The sequence below is a fragment of the Flavobacterium sp. GNP008 genome, assembly GCF_056428965.1.
In genome coordinates this window covers 133,347-150,044 of sequence record NZ_JBWJVL010000004.1, presented here as the reverse complement: position 1 = coordinate 150,044, position 16,698 = coordinate 133,347, and the positions used below count along the sequence as shown (strand labels likewise).

The window sequence follows — 16,698 nt, the reverse complement described above, 5'->3', positions numbered from 1 at the left end:
GCTATTTTTTTGGAAGAGCTTCGTAATTTTCTTCTATTTTTTTCCAATTGATGACATTAAAAAATGCATCAATATAATTTTTTCGTCGGTATTGGTAATCCATATAATAAGCATGTTCCCAAATATCTATGGCTAATATTGGTGTTCCTGGAAGTATCGCATTTTTCATCAAAGGATTATCCTGATTCGCGGTGCTTGTCACTTGTAATTTCCCGGAGCGATCCACTATAAGCCAAGCCCAACCTGAACCAAATTGTTTCGTAGCTTCGGCTTTAAATACCGTGGTAAAATTTTCAAATGAACCAAAATCTTTAGATATTGCCTCGGCTAAAATATTTTTTGGTTCGCCTCCAGCTTTTGGAGCCATAGATTTCCAATACAATGAATGGTTATAGAAACCTCCAGCATTGTTCCGAAGTGCAGTATCATTTGGATCTAATTTTGCTAATACTTCCTCTATAGTTAAATTTTCTAAAGGAGTTCCTAGTATTGCTTTGTTCAAATTATTAGTATAGGTCAAATAATGCTTAGAATAGTGCATTTCTAAAGTAGTAGCTGATATATTTGGTGCCAAGGCATTGTAAGTGTACGGCAACTTTTCCAGCTGGAACGATCCTTCATTTGCTTTTACATCATCTGGGGAACCAATGGATGTTTTTTCCTCTGTAACAGTAGGCAAAGGAACTTCTACAACCTCAATTAATTTTTTATTATTGCAAGATTGTAGTGCTAAGCACAGCAATAAAATAGCAATAATTTTTTTTTTTATTTTCATAATTAGATTATTTTTCCAACAGAGAATTAATTATTTCGATGTAGTGTTGCTTAGCTTCATCTGGAGTAATATGACTAATTTGCATCCAGGCATTCGTTTTAAAAGCATCTCTTAAATGATAGGAAGAGTTTTGTTTTAGATCTAAAGTTCCCAAAATGGCTTGTTTGTAGAATGCATAAAGGCGCAATTGAACATCTTGCGGTAAAGATGCTTGCGTCATTTCAGATGCTTTTTCTACGGCTTCCAAAAATTGGGTATTTAAATCTTTTGCATTCATTATGCTTTTGTGGCAATAATTGTTTTCCCTCCAATTGCTTTTTGATTCAATACTACATTAACAGGTGTTCCTAAAGGTAAAAATATATCTACTCTGGAACCAAATTTTATAAATCCAGCATCAGTACCCTGAATTACCTGCATTCCTTCTTCGGCATAATTAACGATTCTTCGTGCCAAAGCTCCAGCTATTTGTCTGTAAAGAATTTCTCCGAATGTTTTATTTTCGATTACAATAGTAGTCCTTTCGTTTTCCTCACTTGCTTTTGGATGCCAAGCCACCAAAAATTTACCCGGATGGTATTTACTGAATTTTACAATTCCGCTCAGTCCATAACGCGTCACGTGAACGTTAATGGGAGACATAAAAATGGATATTTGCAAGCGCTTGTCTTTAAAATATTCACCTTCATACATCTCTTCAATAACCACAACTTTACCGTCTACAGGTGCAAGAATATGATTTTCATTAATGATAACATCTCTTTTTGGATTTCTGAAAAATTGCAAGATGATAATCAAAAGCAATAAAGCTGCTATTTGTATAGCCATTTTGAGCCAGTTTGTGTCAATAAAATTGTCAGACAATAATAGGACAACAGCTGTGAAAATAGTACCTAATAAAATAGATTGGGTTCCTTCTTTATGAAACATAGTTTAAAATTTGATAAAATAAAAATATAATTGGTGCTACAAATATAACACTATCTAAACGATCTAAGATGCCTCCATGTCCAGGCATTATGCTTCCGCTATCTTTTACGCCAGCAATACGTTTGAATTTGGATTCTATTAAATCTCCAATAGTACCAGCAATTCCTACTATAATGGCAATAGAGGTCCAAATTAGAATGGATCTGTCGCTAAATTCAGGATTTGCTTTGATGTAATATTTTGATATTAAATAACCAGCTAAAACTGCAAAAAGTATTCCTCCTAAGAATCCTTCAACAGTTTTTTTTGGTGATATTTTTTCGAATAATTTGGTACGACCTATAGATTTACCGACAATATAAGCAAAAGTGTCGTTAGTCCAAATTAAGATAAATAATCCAATTATAATTTTAGGATTATAGTCATTTATTCCAAAAGAAATTTTTGTAATAAACACAAAAGGCAAAATAATATAGCCTAATAAATACAAATATTTTGAGGAGGTGCTTATTTTTTGAATATTATCATAAAATAAGAAAAGAATACATTTTATGGATACTACTAATGCTATTACTAGTAATACGACGTCCAATTGCTGTATGTTAATTGCTATTGATACATCGCTATTGAAAATTTGATTCAAAAGATCGGTAGTCATTTCATTGTAGTGGCTTACCAATGTAATTATAGTAAACAAGACAATACCAAAAATAATTGGAAAAATTTTATGTATTTGAACTAAATTACAAAATTCATAAACTGCAATACTAAGAAATAGACCAAAAAGGATAAAAAAGCTTTCAGTAGAATATAAAATAGAAGTGAGTAACAATATAATATAAATAGCTCCTGATATACCTCGTTTTAGAGTTTCATTCATTTTTAAAGATCTTCTAAAAGCAATAAATAAAGATTTTTAGCTGAACTTCCATATTGTGTAAAGTCTTCTTCTTTGGCTTTCTCGAAATATTTTATGGTAGTAATATTTGTCGGATAATCTCTTTCGTATTTCTTTTTAATCGCACTCAGTCCATCACTTTTTGTACCAAGAATTTGGCTTGTTTTAGCTAAAACAATAATGTTTATAGGTAATTCGTTTGGTTTGTGCTGTTTAATTTGTTTTGATGAAAATAATATAGACCCTTCATCAGCAATCAAATTTTCGCAACTAGCAAGTAGAAACTTAGGATTTGTAGGTTTTTCATACGTAAGTTTATTATCTTCTAACATTGTAAAGAGAGTAGAATCATAACACAAAACCTGACTTTCAAACCAGTCATTTTCTTCTAAAATATTTTCAAATTGTTCTTTTACTTCATCTGTGTTTTCACAGTATAAAAATTTGCCTCCATTTTTTTTGAAATTAAAGATAAACTGTTCGTCAATAGAGGTCGTATTTTTAGCATGGGATTTACTAAACTCACTTTCTTGATCTTCATCAGATGTCGGATTGCTAGAACCAAAAATTTTTCTAAAAAGACTCATATTTATGTAAACTGCTAAATTGTATTATTTGAAAACGTTCAAAGATAAAAAAATCTTAATTCAAAAGTACTTTTTGAATTAAGATTTTAAAAATAATTAAATATTTAATATGTTTACTAGGACACGACTTCTTCTAAATTTTTGTCAAAAGTTCTTTTCCCAAAAATGGCTTCTAAATCATCTTTAAAAATGACTTCTTTTTCAATTAAAATATTTGCCAGTTGATTCAGTTTGTCTTTATTCTCCTCCAAAATTTGGATAGCTCTTTGGTACTGACTTTCAATTAGTAATGAGATTTCCTCATCAATAACTCGAGCTGTTTCTTCGGAATATGGTTTAGATAAATTGTATTCACTTTGTCCGGTAGAATCATAATATGTTACATTACCAATTTTTTCATTCAATCCATAAATGGTAACCATTGCTCGTGCTTGTTTGGTTACTTTTTCTAAATCGCTTAATGCACCAGTCGAAATTCTATTAAAAGTTACTTTTTCAGCCGCTCTTCCGCCCATAGTTGCACACATTTCGTCTAGCATTTGGTCTGGACGAACAATTAAACGTTCTTCCGGTAAATACCAAGCCGCTCCTAAACTTTGTCCTCTTGGAACAATAGTTACCTTGATTAATGGCGCAGCATGTTCTAACATCCAACTTACAGTTGCATGACCCGCTTCATGTATAGCAATAGCTTTCTTTTCATCTGGGGTAACGATTTTATTTTTCTTTTCAAGACCACCAACAATCCTGTCAACAGCGTCTAAAAAATCTTGTTTATCTACAGCCGTTTTGTTATTTCTAGCAGCAATCAAAGCCGCTTCATTACAAACATTTGCTATATCAGCCCCAGAAAAACCAGGGGTTTGTTTGGCTAAAAAATCAGTATCCAAACCTTCTATTTTTTTCAAAGGGGCTAAGTGTACTTTGAAAATTTCAGCACGTTCACGGATGTCTGGTAAGTCTACAAAAATTTGTCTGTCAAAACGACCTGCACGCATCAAAGCCTTGTCTAGTACATCAGCTCTGTTTGTTGCTGCTAAAACTATTACGTTTGAATTAGTACCAAAACCGTCCATCTCTGTCAGTAATTGATTTAAAGTATTTTCTCGTTCATCATTTCCACCAGACATATTACTTTTTCCTCTAGCTCTACCCACAGCATCAATCTCATCAATGAATATGATTGCCGGAGATTTTTCTTTGGCTTGTTTGAATAAATCACGAACACGTGACGCTCCAACACCCACAAACATTTCTACAAAATCAGAACCTGATAAAGAAAAGAAAGGTACTTGGGCTTCACCAGCTACGGCTTTTGCTAATAATGTTTTACCAGTTCCCGGAGGTCCAACAAGTAAGGCTCCTTTTGGAATTTTACCACCCAGATTGGTGTATTTTTCAGGGTTTTTAAGGAATTCAACAATTTCTTGTATTTCCTCTTTTGCTCCTTCTAAACCTGCTACATCTTTAAAAGTAGTTTTTATATCTGTTTTTTCATCAAATAGTTTTGCTTTTGATTTTCCAATATTGAAAATCTGACCACCTCCACCAGCGCCTCCACCTGACATTTTTCTCATTATAAAGATCCAAACAGCAATAATGATGATGATTGGTAATAAACTAATTAAAATATCAGACCAATTGTTCTTTGGTAAGAAATTGAAATCTTTCAGCTTACCTTCTGAAACCGCTTTTTCTAATTTGTTTTGAAATATTTGATCATTACCAATATCAAAAGTGTAATGTGGTCCTTTATTGGGTCTGTCAAAAACATCTTTAGAGACCTTTTTGTGCGCAGCGTCTTTAAGAGCGGCAGCGTTAAGAAAAACTTCAGCTTCAGTTTTATTGTAAACAATAACTTTTTCAATTTGACCTTTTTCTAGAAAAGTATTAAATTTAGAAGATGTTAATTGTCCCGGTTCATTTAAACTTGAACCACCTGTTATAAAACTTATAAATAAGAAAATTAATAATATTGCAGCATAAATTAACCAAGGGCTTACTTTAAACTTATTCGGATTTGGATTATTTTCTTTAGCCATTACTAGGATTATATGTCTTTAGTATTTGTTTTCTATGGTTGTTATTTTTGCATCGCCCCATAAACTTTCGATGTTATAATATTCTCTAATGTGTTTTTGAAACACGTGAACAACAATATTCACATAATCCATCAATACCCATTCCGCATTATCAGTTCCTTCAACATGCCAAGGCTTGTCTTTCAATTCTTTAGAAACTGTTTTTTGGATAGAGTTTACTATGGCGTTAACTTGTGTATTTGAATTACCGTTGCAAATAATGAAATAGTCGCAAACTGCCGTGTCTATTTCTCTTAAATCAAGAATATCGATATCATTCCCTTTTACTTCTTCAATTCCCTTAATGATATTCGCTAATAAAGCGTCATTATCTATAGTCTTTTTCGCCATGAATTATTTTTATATAAGTTTGTAAAGTTACCATTTTTTGTGATTATTTTTGAACCTTAACATAATATTAAATTCTGTTTCACAAAAAAACGTATATGAGAGTAATCAAACTCGATGCCATAGATTCTACAAACGAATTCCTAAAAGGGCTATCGAACAAACAAGAGATTGAAAACTTCACGGTTGCAACTGCAGAGGTTCAAACAAACGGGAAAGGTCAAATGGGTGCGGTTTGGGCTTCAGAGGCTAGTAAAAACTTAATAATGAGTATTTTGGTTAGGGATTTTTTACCGGATATTAATCAGATTTTCAATTTAAACATAGCCGTTTCTCTTGCTGTATTAGAAGCTTTAGAATCAATTAAGATTCCTGGTCTTAGTATCAAATGGCCTAACGACATAATGTCATATAATAAAAAAATAGGAGGTATTTTGATAGAAAATAGTATTAAAAGTGACGGAACTATCACTTCAATTGTCGGTTTGGGACTGAATGTGAATCAAACTAATTTTGAAAATTTACCCAAAGCATCTTCTTTAGCCGTCATTTGTGACACTGAATTTGATAAAGAAACACTCCTTTTTTTAATTGGTAACGCTATCGAGAAAAATATAAAGTTATGGAAACGGGATCAAATAGTTTTAAAGACTGCATACACGAATAATTTATTTAAAAAAGGAGTGCCAATGGCTTTTTCAACCCCAGATAATACTAAGTATATGGGTATTATTCAAGGTGTTTCTACTTTTGGAAAACTCCAAGTTCTTCTTGAAGATGATTGTGTTTTAGAATTTGACATCAAAGAAATTCAGATGTTGTATTGATACAGGAAAAGCACTTCTAACTTAAAAACAACATCAAATAAAAAACCCTTCTAGTAAGGACTAAAAGGGTTTAAAAAAATATAAATTAATTATAATTTATTCATATTCAACGCCAATGTTTCAATAAATTTTCCAATTGGCCCTTTTATCATCATTGCCATCATTGGATTAAAATCACCTTCAAAATCAAGTTTTACAGTACTCGAATTTTCTGAAATTATATCGATGTATGCTATTAAAGTAAACGGAAGCTTGTCGCTCGCAGCACCCAATACAATTTTGCTTGGTACTACTTTTTCCTTCATTTTTAGTTTTATTTCAGGCATTCCTTTTAATCCAAAAATAAAAGCATCATCACCTATCACTTCAAACTTGGCAATGTTTTCAGGCATTAATTTTTCGAAATTTTTTACATCGCTTAATAAATCGAATAATTCTTGTGCTGATTTTTGAACTGTAACTTTAGGACTTTCTAAGTTCATTTTATTTGTTTTTATTTAATTGTTAAACTTCAATAGTCCATGTAGAAGGACTAACATTCCATTCTCTTAAAGTCTGCTCTTCCTCCTCAGTGATGTATCGTTTAGCAACGGCTAAATTCAATAAATTTTGATAATTACTCAATGTAAATAAATCTACATTTACATTTTTAAAATTTTCTTCCGCCACAGTAAAGCCATACGTAAAGATAGCGGCCATGCCTTTTACATTTGCTCCGGCTTCGCGCAAAGCTTCAACAGCTAACAAACTACTGTTTCCGGTACTGATCAAATCTTCTACAACGACTACATTTTGTCCTTTTTGTAAAAAACCTTCGACTTGGTTTTGTCTTCCGTGTTTCTTGGGTTCTGGACGTACATACACAAAAGGCAATCCCATACTTTCCGCTACCAGCATACCAATTCCTATTGCTCCGGTAGCAACACCGGCAATAACATCTGGTTTACCAAATTGTTTCTCAATATTTTTAGAAAATTCATCCCGGACATAATTTCTTACGGCTGGAAATGAGAGGATTAATCGGTTGTCACAATAAATAGGTGATTTCCATCCTGAAGCCCATGTAAAAGGATTTCTTGGATTCAATTTAATTGCATTTATTTGCAATAGAAATTCGGCTGTTTTTTCGGCTGTATCTTTATTAAAAATCATAGTACAAATGTATAAAGTTTTTGTTAACGACAAACCACTTTTTTTGACAAATCACATCTCTAAAGAGACGGATTTTCAGCTTTTTTTATTAGAAAGTATTGACATAGAGCAGCTTATAGTAAAAATCTTTCAAAATAAAATTAATAAAGCCTATTTATATCATCCAGACGAAAGCTTGATTATGAAGACTTTAAAGGCTAAAATCCCAGTATCTAAAGCTGGAGGCGGATTGGTCTACAATAAAAAAGGCGAAGTGCTTTTCATTTTTAGAAACGGAAAATGGGATTTACCCAAAGGCGGAATCGAAAAAGGAGAGGAAATTCAGGATACTGCCATGCGCGAAGTAGAGGAAGAAACGGGTGTAAACGGCTTGTCAATCTCGCACAAACTTCAAAAAACGTACCATGTTTTTAGACGTAATGGGAAATACAAACTTAAAATCACCCATTGGTTTGAAATGCAGTCTGATTTTGAAGGCACACCACAAGGGCAACTAGAAGAAGGTATTGAGAAAGTCGCATGGATGAATCCGGAACAAATTACAGAAGCACTAAAAAACTCTTACGAAAACATAAAATTATTATTTGAAGAAGAAAAACTCCTAAAATAGGAGTTTTTTTTATTTTAGAATGCGATAGACTGGATATTGCAAATGTGCTTTTTCATAAAAGATAGAATGTTTGTAAATCCAGTCTAGTTGTGTTTCAGGATTATTAATGAAATTCACATCACTTTGTTTTTTTAAATCAAATTCGGCTTTTAATTTTGGATTTTCTTCCAAAATTTGTGTGGCGGAATCTTCAAAAACATAATCTGAATACCCTTCTTTTTGTTGTAACATTGTGTCGAAAAAATTCCAGTTAAAAAAGGAATCTATTGCTTCGGGTTCTAGTGTTTCCAGTAAATATTTGATTCCCTTTTGCTGTGTGGGAATAACGTAATCTCCTTTGGCGAAAGCTACTTTTTCCATTTTAGTAGTCACCGTTGTGTTTCGATGTAAATAATGTCCTTCATAGGCTGAATTTACAGTTTTAAAATCCGCAATTCTATAGCTTTCTACTTCAATTATAGTATCCTTTTTTAGTTGCGTATACGTGATTGTATTGCTCTTTAATAATTCAATTACCGGCCAAAATCCTTTGGGAATGATATATGCTTCTGGAATAATTATTTCTTTTACTGATTTGAATTCTTTGCTGTACGGAATGTCTTTTTTGAATGGTTTTGTACGGTCATAAAACAAGCGATTTCCGGATGTCACGTCACTTTTTTTATAACTGGCTTCATAGCCTAAAAAAGAAAAAGGAATTGTTTTGGTGCTATCAATTTCCCATTTTATAGGGTACGATTTCTTGGGTTTATATTGCTCTTCGTTTTTCAATCGCAAGAGTTTGATTTTTTTAAAATTAGTGTCGGTGAAATCTATTGCAGAGCGCATGTATTCATAGGTTACTTTCACACGATCGGCATATTTTTTTAGCATGTGTGTTTCCACGACAAAACCAATGGTATTAAATAATGAAGTGTAGCCTGTTGCAAATCGTGGGCTTTCAAAAAATTGTCCAAATCCTTTGTCAGGTGTATCCTGAAAGGCATTAACATAAGGTGTGGTTTCGATATTTTTTGTTTGTAAATCCTTAACTAAAGTCGGCATCATTTCAGTATTTAAAAAATCTCCTAAAATCGTTCCTAATTTGTTGTGCTGAGTCATAATGTAGGTCAATTTGTATTGATAATCTGCGCCATTGCTAACATGATTGTCAATAAAAACATCGGCATTTATTTTATGAAATATTTCCACAAAACTTTTTGTGTTTCGGGTATCTGATTTGATAAAATCCCGATTCAAATCGTAGTTTCTCGCATTGCCACGAAAACCATAAATTTCTGGACCATTCTGATTGGCTCTTGAAGTAGAGTTTCTGTTTAAAGCGCCTCCTATATTATATACTGGAATACACACAATGACGGTGTTTTTAGGCGCTTTTATTTTACCCAAAGCCAAGTCTCGGAACAATTGCATACTGGCATCAATTCCGTCTGGTTCCCCGGCGTGAATGCCGTTATTGAGTAGAATGACCGCTTTGGTTTTTTTGATGATTTCAAAATCAAATTGCTTTTCAGGATTGTAAACAATCATGTGTAGCGGTTCACCGCTATCTGTTAAGCCCATTTTTTGCATTTCAATTGTAGAGAAATCACTGTCCAGGAGTTTGTAATATGCTATCGTTTCTGGATAGCTAGCAGATTGATTTCCATTTCCTTTTTCAAAAAAAGTATCGTATTTATTCGTTTTTTGTGCAAAAGTGTAAATGGAGAATAGTAAAAAAAGGAATGTGAAAAGTCTCATATTTCGGTTTTTAAATGGAATTTCAAATGTAGCTTTTTTTAGACAGTTGCAGAAATGAATGTAAAAAAAGGAAATTCCCGATTGAAAAAGAATGAAAATTTATAATTCAAAATTCATAACTCAGAATTAAAAATTACCTTTGCACCAAATTGAGAAAATGAATAATAAACACCATTCCAACAATATACTTTTGAATTTAGGCATCGAAAGCCTGAACGAAATGCAGGAAGTAGCACAAGATACGATACTTAACGACAATAATGTTTTACTGCTTTCGCCAACAGGTTCCGGGAAAACTTTGGCTTTTTTGTTGCCTATTTTAGAAATGTTACAGCCTGAAATCCAATCGGTTCAATGTTTAATTTTGGTTCCATCTCGCGAATTAGGATTGCAGATTGAGCAAGTTTGGAAAAAAATGGGAACTGATTATAAAGTAAATGTATGCTACGGCGGACATTCCATTGATACCGAAATTAAGAATTTAAGCAATCCACCAGCAGTTTTAATAGGAACTCCGGGAAGAATAGCGGATCATATCGACAGAGGAACTTTCCGAGTGGATAAAATCCAAACGTTGATTCTGGATGAATTTGACAAATCTTTGCAATTGGGTTTCCATGAGCAAATGTCATTTATCATTGGGAAATTAACCAAACTGAACAAACGTGTTTTGGTTTCAGCCACTTCCGATATTGAGATTCCAAGATATACAAGAGTAGTAAACCCAACGATTTTGGATTTCATTCCAGAAAACGTAGCAGAAACGAATCTCTCCATGAAAATGGTTGTTTCAAAAGAAAAAGACAAAATCGGAAGTTTGTTCAACTTGATTTGTTCGTTGAAATCACAATCGGCAATTGTCTTTTGTAACCATCGTGATGCTGCGGAACGTATCAGCGATACGTTGAACGAAAAAGGAATTTATGCCACGTATTATCATGGTGGAATGGATCAGGACGAGAGAGAACGCGCGCTAATCCAGTTTAGAAACGGAAGTGTGAGTTATTTAATCACAACTGATTTGGCAGCCCGTGGACTTGATATCCCCGAAATGAATCACGTAATTCATTATCATTTACCATCCAAAGAAGATGAATTTACGCATAGAAACGGACGTACAGCACGTATGCTGGCTTCTGGAACGGCGTATATTATTGCTCATGATAGTGAGAAGAAAATGGATTATATCGATTATGGAATGGAAGCTTTGAAAATCGAAAACATGACTTCATTACCAAAACCACCTGAATTTCAAACGATTTACATCAGTGGCGGGAAGAAAAATAAACTGAATAAAATTGATATCGTAGGTTTCTTTTCCCAAAAAGGGAAATTAGAAAAAGGCGATCTAGGATTAATCGAAGTAAAAGATTTTATCTCATTTGCTGCCGTGAAATTCAACAAAGTGAAAGATTTACTTCATGCCATTAAAGATGAAAAAATGAAAGGAAAGAAATTTAAAATCGAAGTGGCGCGAAAAGTAATTAAGAAAGAGGAAGAGTAGTTTTTTAGTGTTCAGTTTAAAAAAGTGCTCAATGTTCAGCTTTTAGTGAGTAGTAAAAAAATAGTTTAACAATAAAAAATCGTTACTAGTAAATTTGATTTACTGTTAACGATTTTTTGCTTTAAAGAAGTCTCTGATTACACTTTTTTCTGACCACTTAATTTTTTATCAACTCAGGCACTGATCACTAAAAACTGACCACTGATCACTATATTTTTTTCACGTATTGAGTAATAATAACGATAGTCTGACCGTCAACTTTGCCTTCAATGTATTCTGCATTTTCATGATCCAATCTGATATTACGTACTGCGGTTCCTTGTTTGGCAACCATACTAGATCCTTTTACTTTCAAATCTTTTATTAAAACCACAGAATCTCCTATTTCAAGAATCACTCCGTTACTATCACGGTGAATTACTTTGTTTTCCTCTTCTTCGCCTTCCCCTGTTGCTTGTGCCCAAGCCAAAGTATCTTCGTCTAAATAGATTTGATCTAGTAATTCCTGAGGCCAACCTGAACTACGCAAACGGCTTAACATTCTCCACGCGACCACTTGTACGGCAGTATGTTCACTCCACATGCTGTCATTCAAACATCTCCAATGATTTAAATCTACGTTATCTGGATTTTCGATTTGGTCGATACAGGTACTGCAAGCCATGATACTTTCATCAAGTCCACCTTTTTTGGTTGGTAATACTTCATAGACTTTTAGGTTTTCGGTTGCACCACAAAGTTCACATTTCGATCCGCTACGTTTGCTTAATTCTCTTTCTATACTCATGTTTGATGGCTTTTATTTTAGGCAAAAGTACGGCTTAACAGCACTTTCCACAAATTTATATTGTTGCTGTTTATTTGTCAAGTCGAGCGCAGTCGAGACTAAATGATACGTCTCGATTGCGCTCGACTTGACAAAATCTCTTAAAATTATTTTACTCTAACGGCATCGGGAACCAGCATTTCATATTGTCCACCATTGCGGATTACATCCCGCACAATGCTTGAGCTGATATACGAAGTTTTTGCTGCGGTCAATAAAAACACGGTTTCTATTTTTGACAGACGACGATTCGTGTGCGCAATTGCTTTTTCAAATTCGAAATCAGCAGGATTGCGTAAACCACGAAGGATAAAATTTGCTTTTAATTTTTTACAAAGTTCAGTGGTCAAACCTTCATACGTAATCACCGAAACTTTAGGTTCGTTTTTGAAGGTTTCTTCAATGAAACGCTTTCTGTCTTCCAGCGAAAACATGTATTTTTTTTCGGCATTAATACCAATGGCAATTACGATTTCATCAAACAACGAAATACTTCTTTTGATGATGTCTTCATGTCCTAATGTAATTGGGTCAAAAGAACCCGGAAATATGGCTTTTCTCATTTATAAGATATAATTAAATTGAACTTATGTTTTGTTCCATTAGGTTTTTCGAAGTGTTTGTATTGCTTCGACCCATTCCGTTTTTTCACAAACTCTACACTCGGCATTTCCGGGTTTATGGCTTTCAGTATTTCCGCAAAAAGTGCAGGAATAAATACCTTCTGTTGGAATCGTTTTATTTTTTTGTTTGAATAAAAAAGGCAGAATTGGCAGTCCTGGTTGGACATCAAGGTCTTCATAATAAAAAACACTGATTTCGCCACTAGTTTCCATAAAGGCATTTTTTACCTGTCCTAAATGTTCTACCGATTTCAATCGGAGTTCTGAAAAAAATTCATCTTGTGCCAAACTTTCTTTTTTAAAAGTAGCAATTGAAAATTTTCCTTCACTGATGATGCATTCCGTTTTTCCTTCTATAAACTCTTCAAAGCGTTTACTTTTTCCGGTTAGCCAAGTTACTAATCGGTATAAAAGAATTATGACCAGAAATACGGTTATGGGCGGAATTATTCCAACTTCTTCATAAAACATGGGGTCTCCGGCTGCTGATCCCAAAGCAATAATGATGACTGTTTCAAAAACAGATAATTGCTTGACGCCTCGTTTCCCAGCTATTTTTAATGTCAATAGTAGAACTGTAAACATTATAGTGGATCGGAAAATGACTTCTAAAAGAAAGGATTTAGGTAAATCATTGTATAATAATCGGTTCCATTCAAAGATTTCTATCATAATGGAGCGTTAGTTATTTAAAGCCAATTCTATTGCATTTGTAAACAAATCTTCCAATGAAATGCCGGCGGCTTTGGCTTGTTGCGGAATCAAACTTTCCGTTGTTAATCCCGGAATGGTGTTCATTTCCAGCATGTGTGGTTCATCATTTACGAGAATAAATTCGCTTCGGGAGAAGCCTTTCATTTTAAGAACTTCATAAGCGCGTTTGGCTATTTCGCTGACTTTTTGAGTCATCTCATCTGAGATTCTTGCCGGAGTGATTTCTTGTGATTTGCCCAAATATTTAGCTTCATAATCGAAGAAATCATTATCTGAAACAATTTCGGTGATGGGTAAAACAGTTATTTTTCCTTTGTAATTGATGACTCCTACAGAAACTTCAGTCCCGTCCAGAAAACTTTCAATGATGATTTCGTTGTCTTCTTTGTAGGCAACTTCTATGGCGATAGGCAATTCAGCGGTGGTTTTTACTTTTGAAATTCCAAAACTGGAACCTGCTTTATTGGGTTTTACAAAACAAGGCAGACCAACTTTAGCAACAATTTCATCCGTATTGATAGCATCGCCTTTGTTCAAGTAATAAGAAGTGGCGGTTTTTATACCGTATGGTTTTAAAACCGATAATAAATCGCGTTTGTTGAACGTTAAAGCCGCTTGGTAATAATCGCAGGAAGTTTGCGGAATGTGCAATAATTCGAAATACGCCTGCATCAATCCGTCTTCGCCGGGAGTTCCGTGAATAGCATTAAAAACGCAATCGAAAGAGATTTTGTTCCCTTCAACTGTTACTGAAAAATCATTTTTATCGATAGGGAATTCAATGTCATTTGCATCAACGTAGACCCATTTCTCCTTGAATATATGGATCCGGAAACCGTTGTATTTCGTTTTGTCCAGATATTGGTATACGACATTTCCGCTGATAAGTGAGATTTTATATTCGCTTGAATATCCCCCCATGATGATGGCAATGTTTTTCATTTTGTATCGTTTTGTTCTTAGTTGTTCGAATAAATAATAAGGTGTTTTTAGCACTAGATTCTAGCCCCGATAGTAGTGAAAATCCTTTTTATCAGCCTTTTTGGCGGATAAAAAGAGTGCAACGAATAGCGGGAAATAGCTCCAAAAAGCATTAAACAAAATTATCATTTTTTTTGAAACGAAATAGCTTTATCTTTGCCACATATAAAAATAAATTTATGAGTTTACGAAAGTATCTTACCGGTCGTGTGTTTTTAATACAAGTATTAATTGCGATTGCCATTATTGCCGTTTTGGGTTATTTGTTTATGCATTGGTTGACTTTTACAACAGATCATGGTAATGAAATTGCTGTTCCAAATTTGAGTAAATTAACGGAAGAGCAAGTAGAAGAAAAGCTGGATGAGTTGGATTTAGATTACGTGCTTTTGGATAGCGTGGATTATAGAAGCGATTTCCCGCAATTTAGTGTGGTAGAGCAAGATCCCACTCCAGGTACGAAGGTAAAAGTAGGAAGAAAAATATACATAAAAATAAATACTTCGGGATTTTCATCGGTACGAATTCCGGATTTAGTGAACAAAACATATCGTGAAGCCGTACCTACATTGAAAGCATTAGGGCTTGAGGAAGGAGCTGTTACGTATGTTCCAAATCTTGGAAAAGATATGGTGCTGGAAATGCGTTACAAAGGAAGAAACCTAAAAGTAGGGGACAGGGTCTTGAAGTCATCTAAAATTGATTTGGTTTTAGGAGACGGAAAAATGAGTTACGAAGAAGAGGAAAATGCTGCAGATACGCTTGCAGCTCCAATAGAAGAAGAAATACCAGTTGATGAGCAATAATATAGATACAATAGATTTAGAAGACGAGTTATTTGAACATTTTAGATTTGAAGTTCCTAAAGGTCAAGCGTCGTTGCGAATAGATAAATACCTAATGGGTTTAATTCAAAACGCGACCCGAAATAAAATACAAACCGCCGCTACCGAAGGTAATATTTTTGTAAATGATACCACGGTAAAGTCTAATTATAAGGTAAAAGCCAATGATGTAGTTCGTGTGATGCTTACACATCCTCCTTATGAAAACCATATTATTCCGGAGAATATTCCGCTTGATGTTGTGTACGAAGATGATACGTTACTGTTAATAAACAAATTGCCAGGAATGGTTGTACATCCCGGTCATGGGAATTATACCGGAACTTTAGTGCATGCGTTGGCATATCATTTTGATAATCTGCCAATGAACAGCAGCGAACGTCCCGGATTGGTTCATCGAATTGATAAGGATACCTCGGGTTTATTGGTGATTGCCAAAACGGAAGCAGCCATGACCCATCTTGCCAAACAATTTGAAGCCAAAACTTCGGAAAGAGAATATGTTGCTTTAGTCTGGGGAAATGTAGCAGAAGAGCAAGGAACGATTGAAGGAAACTTAGCCCGACACCTAAAAGATCGCATGCAAATGGCGGTTTTTGCTGATCCGGAAATAGGAAAACCTGCCGTTACGCATTATAAAGTGTTGGAACGTTTTGGATATGTGACATTAATTTCGTGCCAACTGGAAACCGGGCGGACACACCAGATTCGTGCACATTTAAAACACATAGGTCATCCTCTGTTCAATGATGAACGTTATGGTGGTCATTTGATTTTGAAAGGAACAACGTTTACGAAATACAAACAATTTATAGACAATTGTTTCAAAGCATTACCAAGACAGGCTTTACACGCTAAAACATTAGGTTTTGTGCATCCTACAACCGGAGAGTTAATGCGTTTTGATACAGAACTACCACAGGATTTACAGGATTGTATCGAGAAATGGAGAGGCTATTCGAAATCGCATGGAACAGACGAAGTAGAAGAATAAAATATGAAAAGCCCCGGATTGGGGCTTTTTTTGTGAGATTATTTTCCCTGTTTACTATTTTGATTACGGTAATGATTTTGTACTATCGGATTGTTGGTATGTTTATTGTATATAGTAGCACATCTGGGATTTATTGTTTGCTTTCACTTCAAACCATGTATTTAGTTGGATTTTTTAAATTTAGGTTGGATGGCATTTTATTTAATTTTGGACTACAACTATCCCCGTTACATAAACATAAAGTGTGCTAATTTAATTTTTTT

Annotated in this window: 19 protein-coding genes; 5 read left to right on the top strand and 14 right to left on the bottom strand. The window is 34.1% G+C overall.

Going from position 1 to position 16,698, the window contains the following annotated elements:
- Position 1 precedes the first annotated feature (1 nt).
- The 7 genes from AC0608_RS12590 to rsfS form a co-directional block, all read right to left on the bottom strand.
- On the bottom strand, positions 2 to 775 hold the full coding sequence (locus AC0608_RS12590) for a superoxide dismutase (protein WP_478289293.1): 774 nt from the start codon (positions 773 to 775) through the stop codon (positions 2 to 4).
- Between the two features lie 7 nt (positions 776 to 782).
- Positions 783 to 1,052 (bottom strand): acyl-CoA-binding protein, encoded by a 270-nt coding sequence (locus AC0608_RS12585; RefSeq protein WP_417959586.1) that lies wholly within the window; start codon positions 1,050 to 1,052, stop codon positions 783 to 785.
- Complete coding sequence (locus tag AC0608_RS12580) at positions 1,052 to 1,705, bottom strand: phosphatidylserine decarboxylase family protein (protein ID WP_478289292.1); 654 nt, start codon at positions 1,703 to 1,705, stop codon at positions 1,052 to 1,054. Before AC0608_RS12580 ends, AC0608_RS12585 begins: the two co-directional genes overlap by 1 nt.
- The gene (locus tag AC0608_RS12575; protein WP_417959589.1) at positions 1,695 to 2,585 is read right to left on the bottom strand and encodes a phosphatidate cytidylyltransferase; all 891 of its coding nucleotides are present in this window, start codon (positions 2,583 to 2,585) and stop codon (positions 1,695 to 1,697) included. The genes AC0608_RS12580 and AC0608_RS12575 overlap by 11 nt, the downstream gene beginning before the upstream one ends.
- A 2-nt stretch (positions 2,586 to 2,587) precedes the next feature.
- Entirely contained in the window at positions 2,588 to 3,190 is a 603-nt protein-coding gene (locus AC0608_RS12570) for an LUD domain-containing protein (RefSeq protein WP_478289291.1), read from the bottom strand.
- A gap of 116 nt (positions 3,191 to 3,306) precedes the next feature.
- On the bottom strand, positions 3,307 to 5,232 hold the full coding sequence (gene ftsH / locus AC0608_RS12565; RefSeq protein ID WP_417959592.1) for an ATP-dependent zinc metalloprotease FtsH: 1,926 nt from the start codon (positions 5,230 to 5,232) through the stop codon (positions 3,307 to 3,309).
- A gap of 18 nt (positions 5,233 to 5,250) precedes the next feature.
- Entirely contained in the window at positions 5,251 to 5,622 is a 372-nt protein-coding gene (gene rsfS, locus AC0608_RS12560) for a ribosome silencing factor (RefSeq protein ID WP_417959593.1), read from the bottom strand.
- 95 nt (positions 5,623 to 5,717) lie between these two features.
- Here rsfS and AC0608_RS12555 point away from each other — a divergent pair, with 95 nt between their 5' ends.
- Positions 5,718 to 6,446 (top strand): biotin--[acetyl-CoA-carboxylase] ligase, encoded by a 729-nt coding sequence (locus tag AC0608_RS12555; RefSeq protein ID WP_478289290.1) that lies wholly within the window; start codon positions 5,718 to 5,720, stop codon positions 6,444 to 6,446.
- An 89-nt stretch (positions 6,447 to 6,535) separates the two neighbouring features.
- Here AC0608_RS12555 and AC0608_RS12550 read toward each other — a convergent pair whose 3' ends face one another.
- Together AC0608_RS12550 and pyrE are read right to left on the bottom strand one after the other, a co-directional pair.
- A complete protein-coding gene (locus tag AC0608_RS12550) occupies positions 6,536 to 6,928 on the bottom strand; it encodes an SRPBCC family protein (protein ID WP_478289289.1) in 393 nt (130 codons plus the stop codon).
- A 22-nt stretch (positions 6,929 to 6,950) separates the two neighbouring features.
- Complete coding sequence (gene pyrE / locus AC0608_RS12545) at positions 6,951 to 7,598, bottom strand: orotate phosphoribosyltransferase (RefSeq protein WP_417959598.1); 648 nt, start codon at positions 7,596 to 7,598, stop codon at positions 6,951 to 6,953.
- 7 nt (positions 7,599 to 7,605) lie between these two features.
- Here pyrE and AC0608_RS12540 point away from each other — a divergent pair, with 7 nt between their 5' ends.
- Positions 7,606 to 8,208 carry an NUDIX hydrolase gene (locus tag AC0608_RS12540; protein WP_417959599.1) on the top strand — a complete coding sequence of 201 codons (603 nt, stop codon included), beginning with the start codon at positions 7,606 to 7,608 and terminating at the stop codon, positions 8,206 to 8,208.
- Between the two features lie 9 nt (positions 8,209 to 8,217).
- Here the strand turns inward: AC0608_RS12540 and AC0608_RS12535 are convergent, their stop codons facing one another.
- A complete protein-coding gene (locus AC0608_RS12535; protein ID WP_478289288.1) occupies positions 8,218 to 9,948 on the bottom strand; it encodes a M14 family metallopeptidase in 1,731 nt (576 codons plus the stop codon).
- Positions 9,949 to 10,105: 157 nt separating this feature from the next.
- On the opposite strand from AC0608_RS12535, the gene AC0608_RS12530 reads away from it, so the two are divergent.
- Positions 10,106 to 11,452 (top strand): DEAD/DEAH box helicase, encoded by a 1,347-nt coding sequence (locus AC0608_RS12530; RefSeq protein WP_478289287.1) that lies wholly within the window; start codon positions 10,106 to 10,108, stop codon positions 11,450 to 11,452.
- 208 nt (positions 11,453 to 11,660) lie between these two features.
- Here AC0608_RS12530 and AC0608_RS12525 read toward each other — a convergent pair whose 3' ends face one another.
- From AC0608_RS12525 to AC0608_RS12510, 4 genes are all read right to left on the bottom strand, one after another.
- Positions 11,661 to 12,239 carry a PhnA domain-containing protein gene (locus AC0608_RS12525; protein WP_478289286.1) on the bottom strand — a complete coding sequence of 193 codons (579 nt, stop codon included), beginning with the start codon at positions 12,237 to 12,239 and terminating at the stop codon, positions 11,661 to 11,663.
- A 146-nt stretch (positions 12,240 to 12,385) separates the two neighbouring features.
- The gene (gene coaD, locus AC0608_RS12520) at positions 12,386 to 12,841 is read right to left on the bottom strand and encodes a pantetheine-phosphate adenylyltransferase (protein ID WP_417999354.1); all 456 of its coding nucleotides are present in this window, start codon (positions 12,839 to 12,841) and stop codon (positions 12,386 to 12,388) included.
- Positions 12,842 to 12,880: 39 nt separating this feature from the next.
- Positions 12,881 to 13,573, bottom strand: a complete 693-nt coding sequence (locus tag AC0608_RS12515) for a DUF421 domain-containing protein (protein WP_478289285.1) — start codon at positions 13,571 to 13,573, stop codon at positions 12,881 to 12,883.
- 9 nt (positions 13,574 to 13,582) lie between these two features.
- Positions 13,583 to 14,557: a D-alanine--D-alanine ligase gene (locus AC0608_RS12510; protein ID WP_478289284.1), complete on the bottom strand. Its 975-nt coding sequence runs from the start codon at positions 14,555 to 14,557 to the stop codon at positions 13,583 to 13,585.
- A 218-nt stretch (positions 14,558 to 14,775) separates the two neighbouring features.
- On the opposite strand from AC0608_RS12510, the gene AC0608_RS12505 reads away from it, so the two are divergent.
- Together AC0608_RS12505 and AC0608_RS12500 are read left to right on the top strand one after the other, a co-directional pair.
- Positions 14,776 to 15,402 carry a PASTA domain-containing protein gene (locus AC0608_RS12505; RefSeq protein ID WP_478289283.1) on the top strand — a complete coding sequence of 209 codons (627 nt, stop codon included), beginning with the start codon at positions 14,776 to 14,778 and terminating at the stop codon, positions 15,400 to 15,402.
- On the top strand, positions 15,392 to 16,435 hold the full coding sequence (locus AC0608_RS12500; RefSeq protein ID WP_417959607.1) for an RluA family pseudouridine synthase: 1,044 nt from the start codon (positions 15,392 to 15,394) through the stop codon (positions 16,433 to 16,435). Before AC0608_RS12505 ends, AC0608_RS12500 begins: the two co-directional genes overlap by 11 nt.
- The last annotated feature ends 263 nt before the right edge of the window (positions 16,436 to 16,698 follow it).

Coding starts and splice junctions, on each gene's coding strand:
- AC0608_RS12590 (WP_478289293.1), bottom strand. CDS start 775: ATGAAAATAAAAAAAAAAATTATTGCTATTTTATTGCTGTGCTTAGCA.
- AC0608_RS12585 (WP_417959586.1), bottom strand. CDS start 1,052: ATGAATGCAAAAGATTTAAATACCCAATTTTTGGAAGCCGTAGAAAAA.
- AC0608_RS12580 (WP_478289292.1), bottom strand. CDS start 1,705: ATGTTTCATAAAGAAGGAACCCAATCTATTTTATTAGGTACTATTTTC.
- AC0608_RS12575 (WP_417959589.1), bottom strand. CDS start 2,585: ATGAATGAAACTCTAAAACGAGGTATATCAGGAGCTATTTATATTATA.
- AC0608_RS12570 (WP_478289291.1), bottom strand. CDS start 3,190: ATGAGTCTTTTTAGAAAAATTTTTGGTTCTAGCAATCCGACATCTGAT.
- ftsH (WP_417959592.1), bottom strand. CDS start 5,232: ATGGCTAAAGAAAATAATCCAAATCCGAATAAGTTTAAAGTAAGCCCT.
- rsfS (WP_417959593.1), bottom strand. CDS start 5,622: ATGGCGAAAAAGACTATAGATAATGACGCTTTATTAGCGAATATCATT.
- AC0608_RS12555 (WP_478289290.1), top strand. CDS start 5,718: ATGAGAGTAATCAAACTCGATGCCATAGATTCTACAAACGAATTCCTA.
- AC0608_RS12550 (WP_478289289.1), bottom strand. CDS start 6,928: ATGAACTTAGAAAGTCCTAAAGTTACAGTTCAAAAATCAGCACAAGAA.
- pyrE (WP_417959598.1), bottom strand. CDS start 7,598: ATGATTTTTAATAAAGATACAGCCGAAAAAACAGCCGAATTTCTATTG.
- AC0608_RS12540 (WP_417959599.1), top strand. CDS start 7,606: ATGTATAAAGTTTTTGTTAACGACAAACCACTTTTTTTGACAAATCAC.
- AC0608_RS12535 (WP_478289288.1), bottom strand. CDS start 9,948: ATGAGACTTTTCACATTCCTTTTTTTACTATTCTCCATTTACACTTTT.
- AC0608_RS12530 (WP_478289287.1), top strand. CDS start 10,106: ATGAATAATAAACACCATTCCAACAATATACTTTTGAATTTAGGCATC.
- AC0608_RS12525 (WP_478289286.1), bottom strand. CDS start 12,239: ATGAGTATAGAAAGAGAATTAAGCAAACGTAGCGGATCGAAATGTGAA.
- coaD (WP_417999354.1), bottom strand. CDS start 12,841: ATGAGAAAAGCCATATTTCCGGGTTCTTTTGACCCAATTACATTAGGA.
- AC0608_RS12515 (WP_478289285.1), bottom strand. CDS start 13,573: ATGATAGAAATCTTTGAATGGAACCGATTATTATACAATGATTTACCT.
- AC0608_RS12510 (WP_478289284.1), bottom strand. CDS start 14,557: ATGAAAAACATTGCCATCATCATGGGGGGATATTCAAGCGAATATAAA.
- AC0608_RS12505 (WP_478289283.1), top strand. CDS start 14,776: ATGAGTTTACGAAAGTATCTTACCGGTCGTGTGTTTTTAATACAAGTA.
- AC0608_RS12500 (WP_417959607.1), top strand. CDS start 15,392: ATGAGCAATAATATAGATACAATAGATTTAGAAGACGAGTTATTTGAA.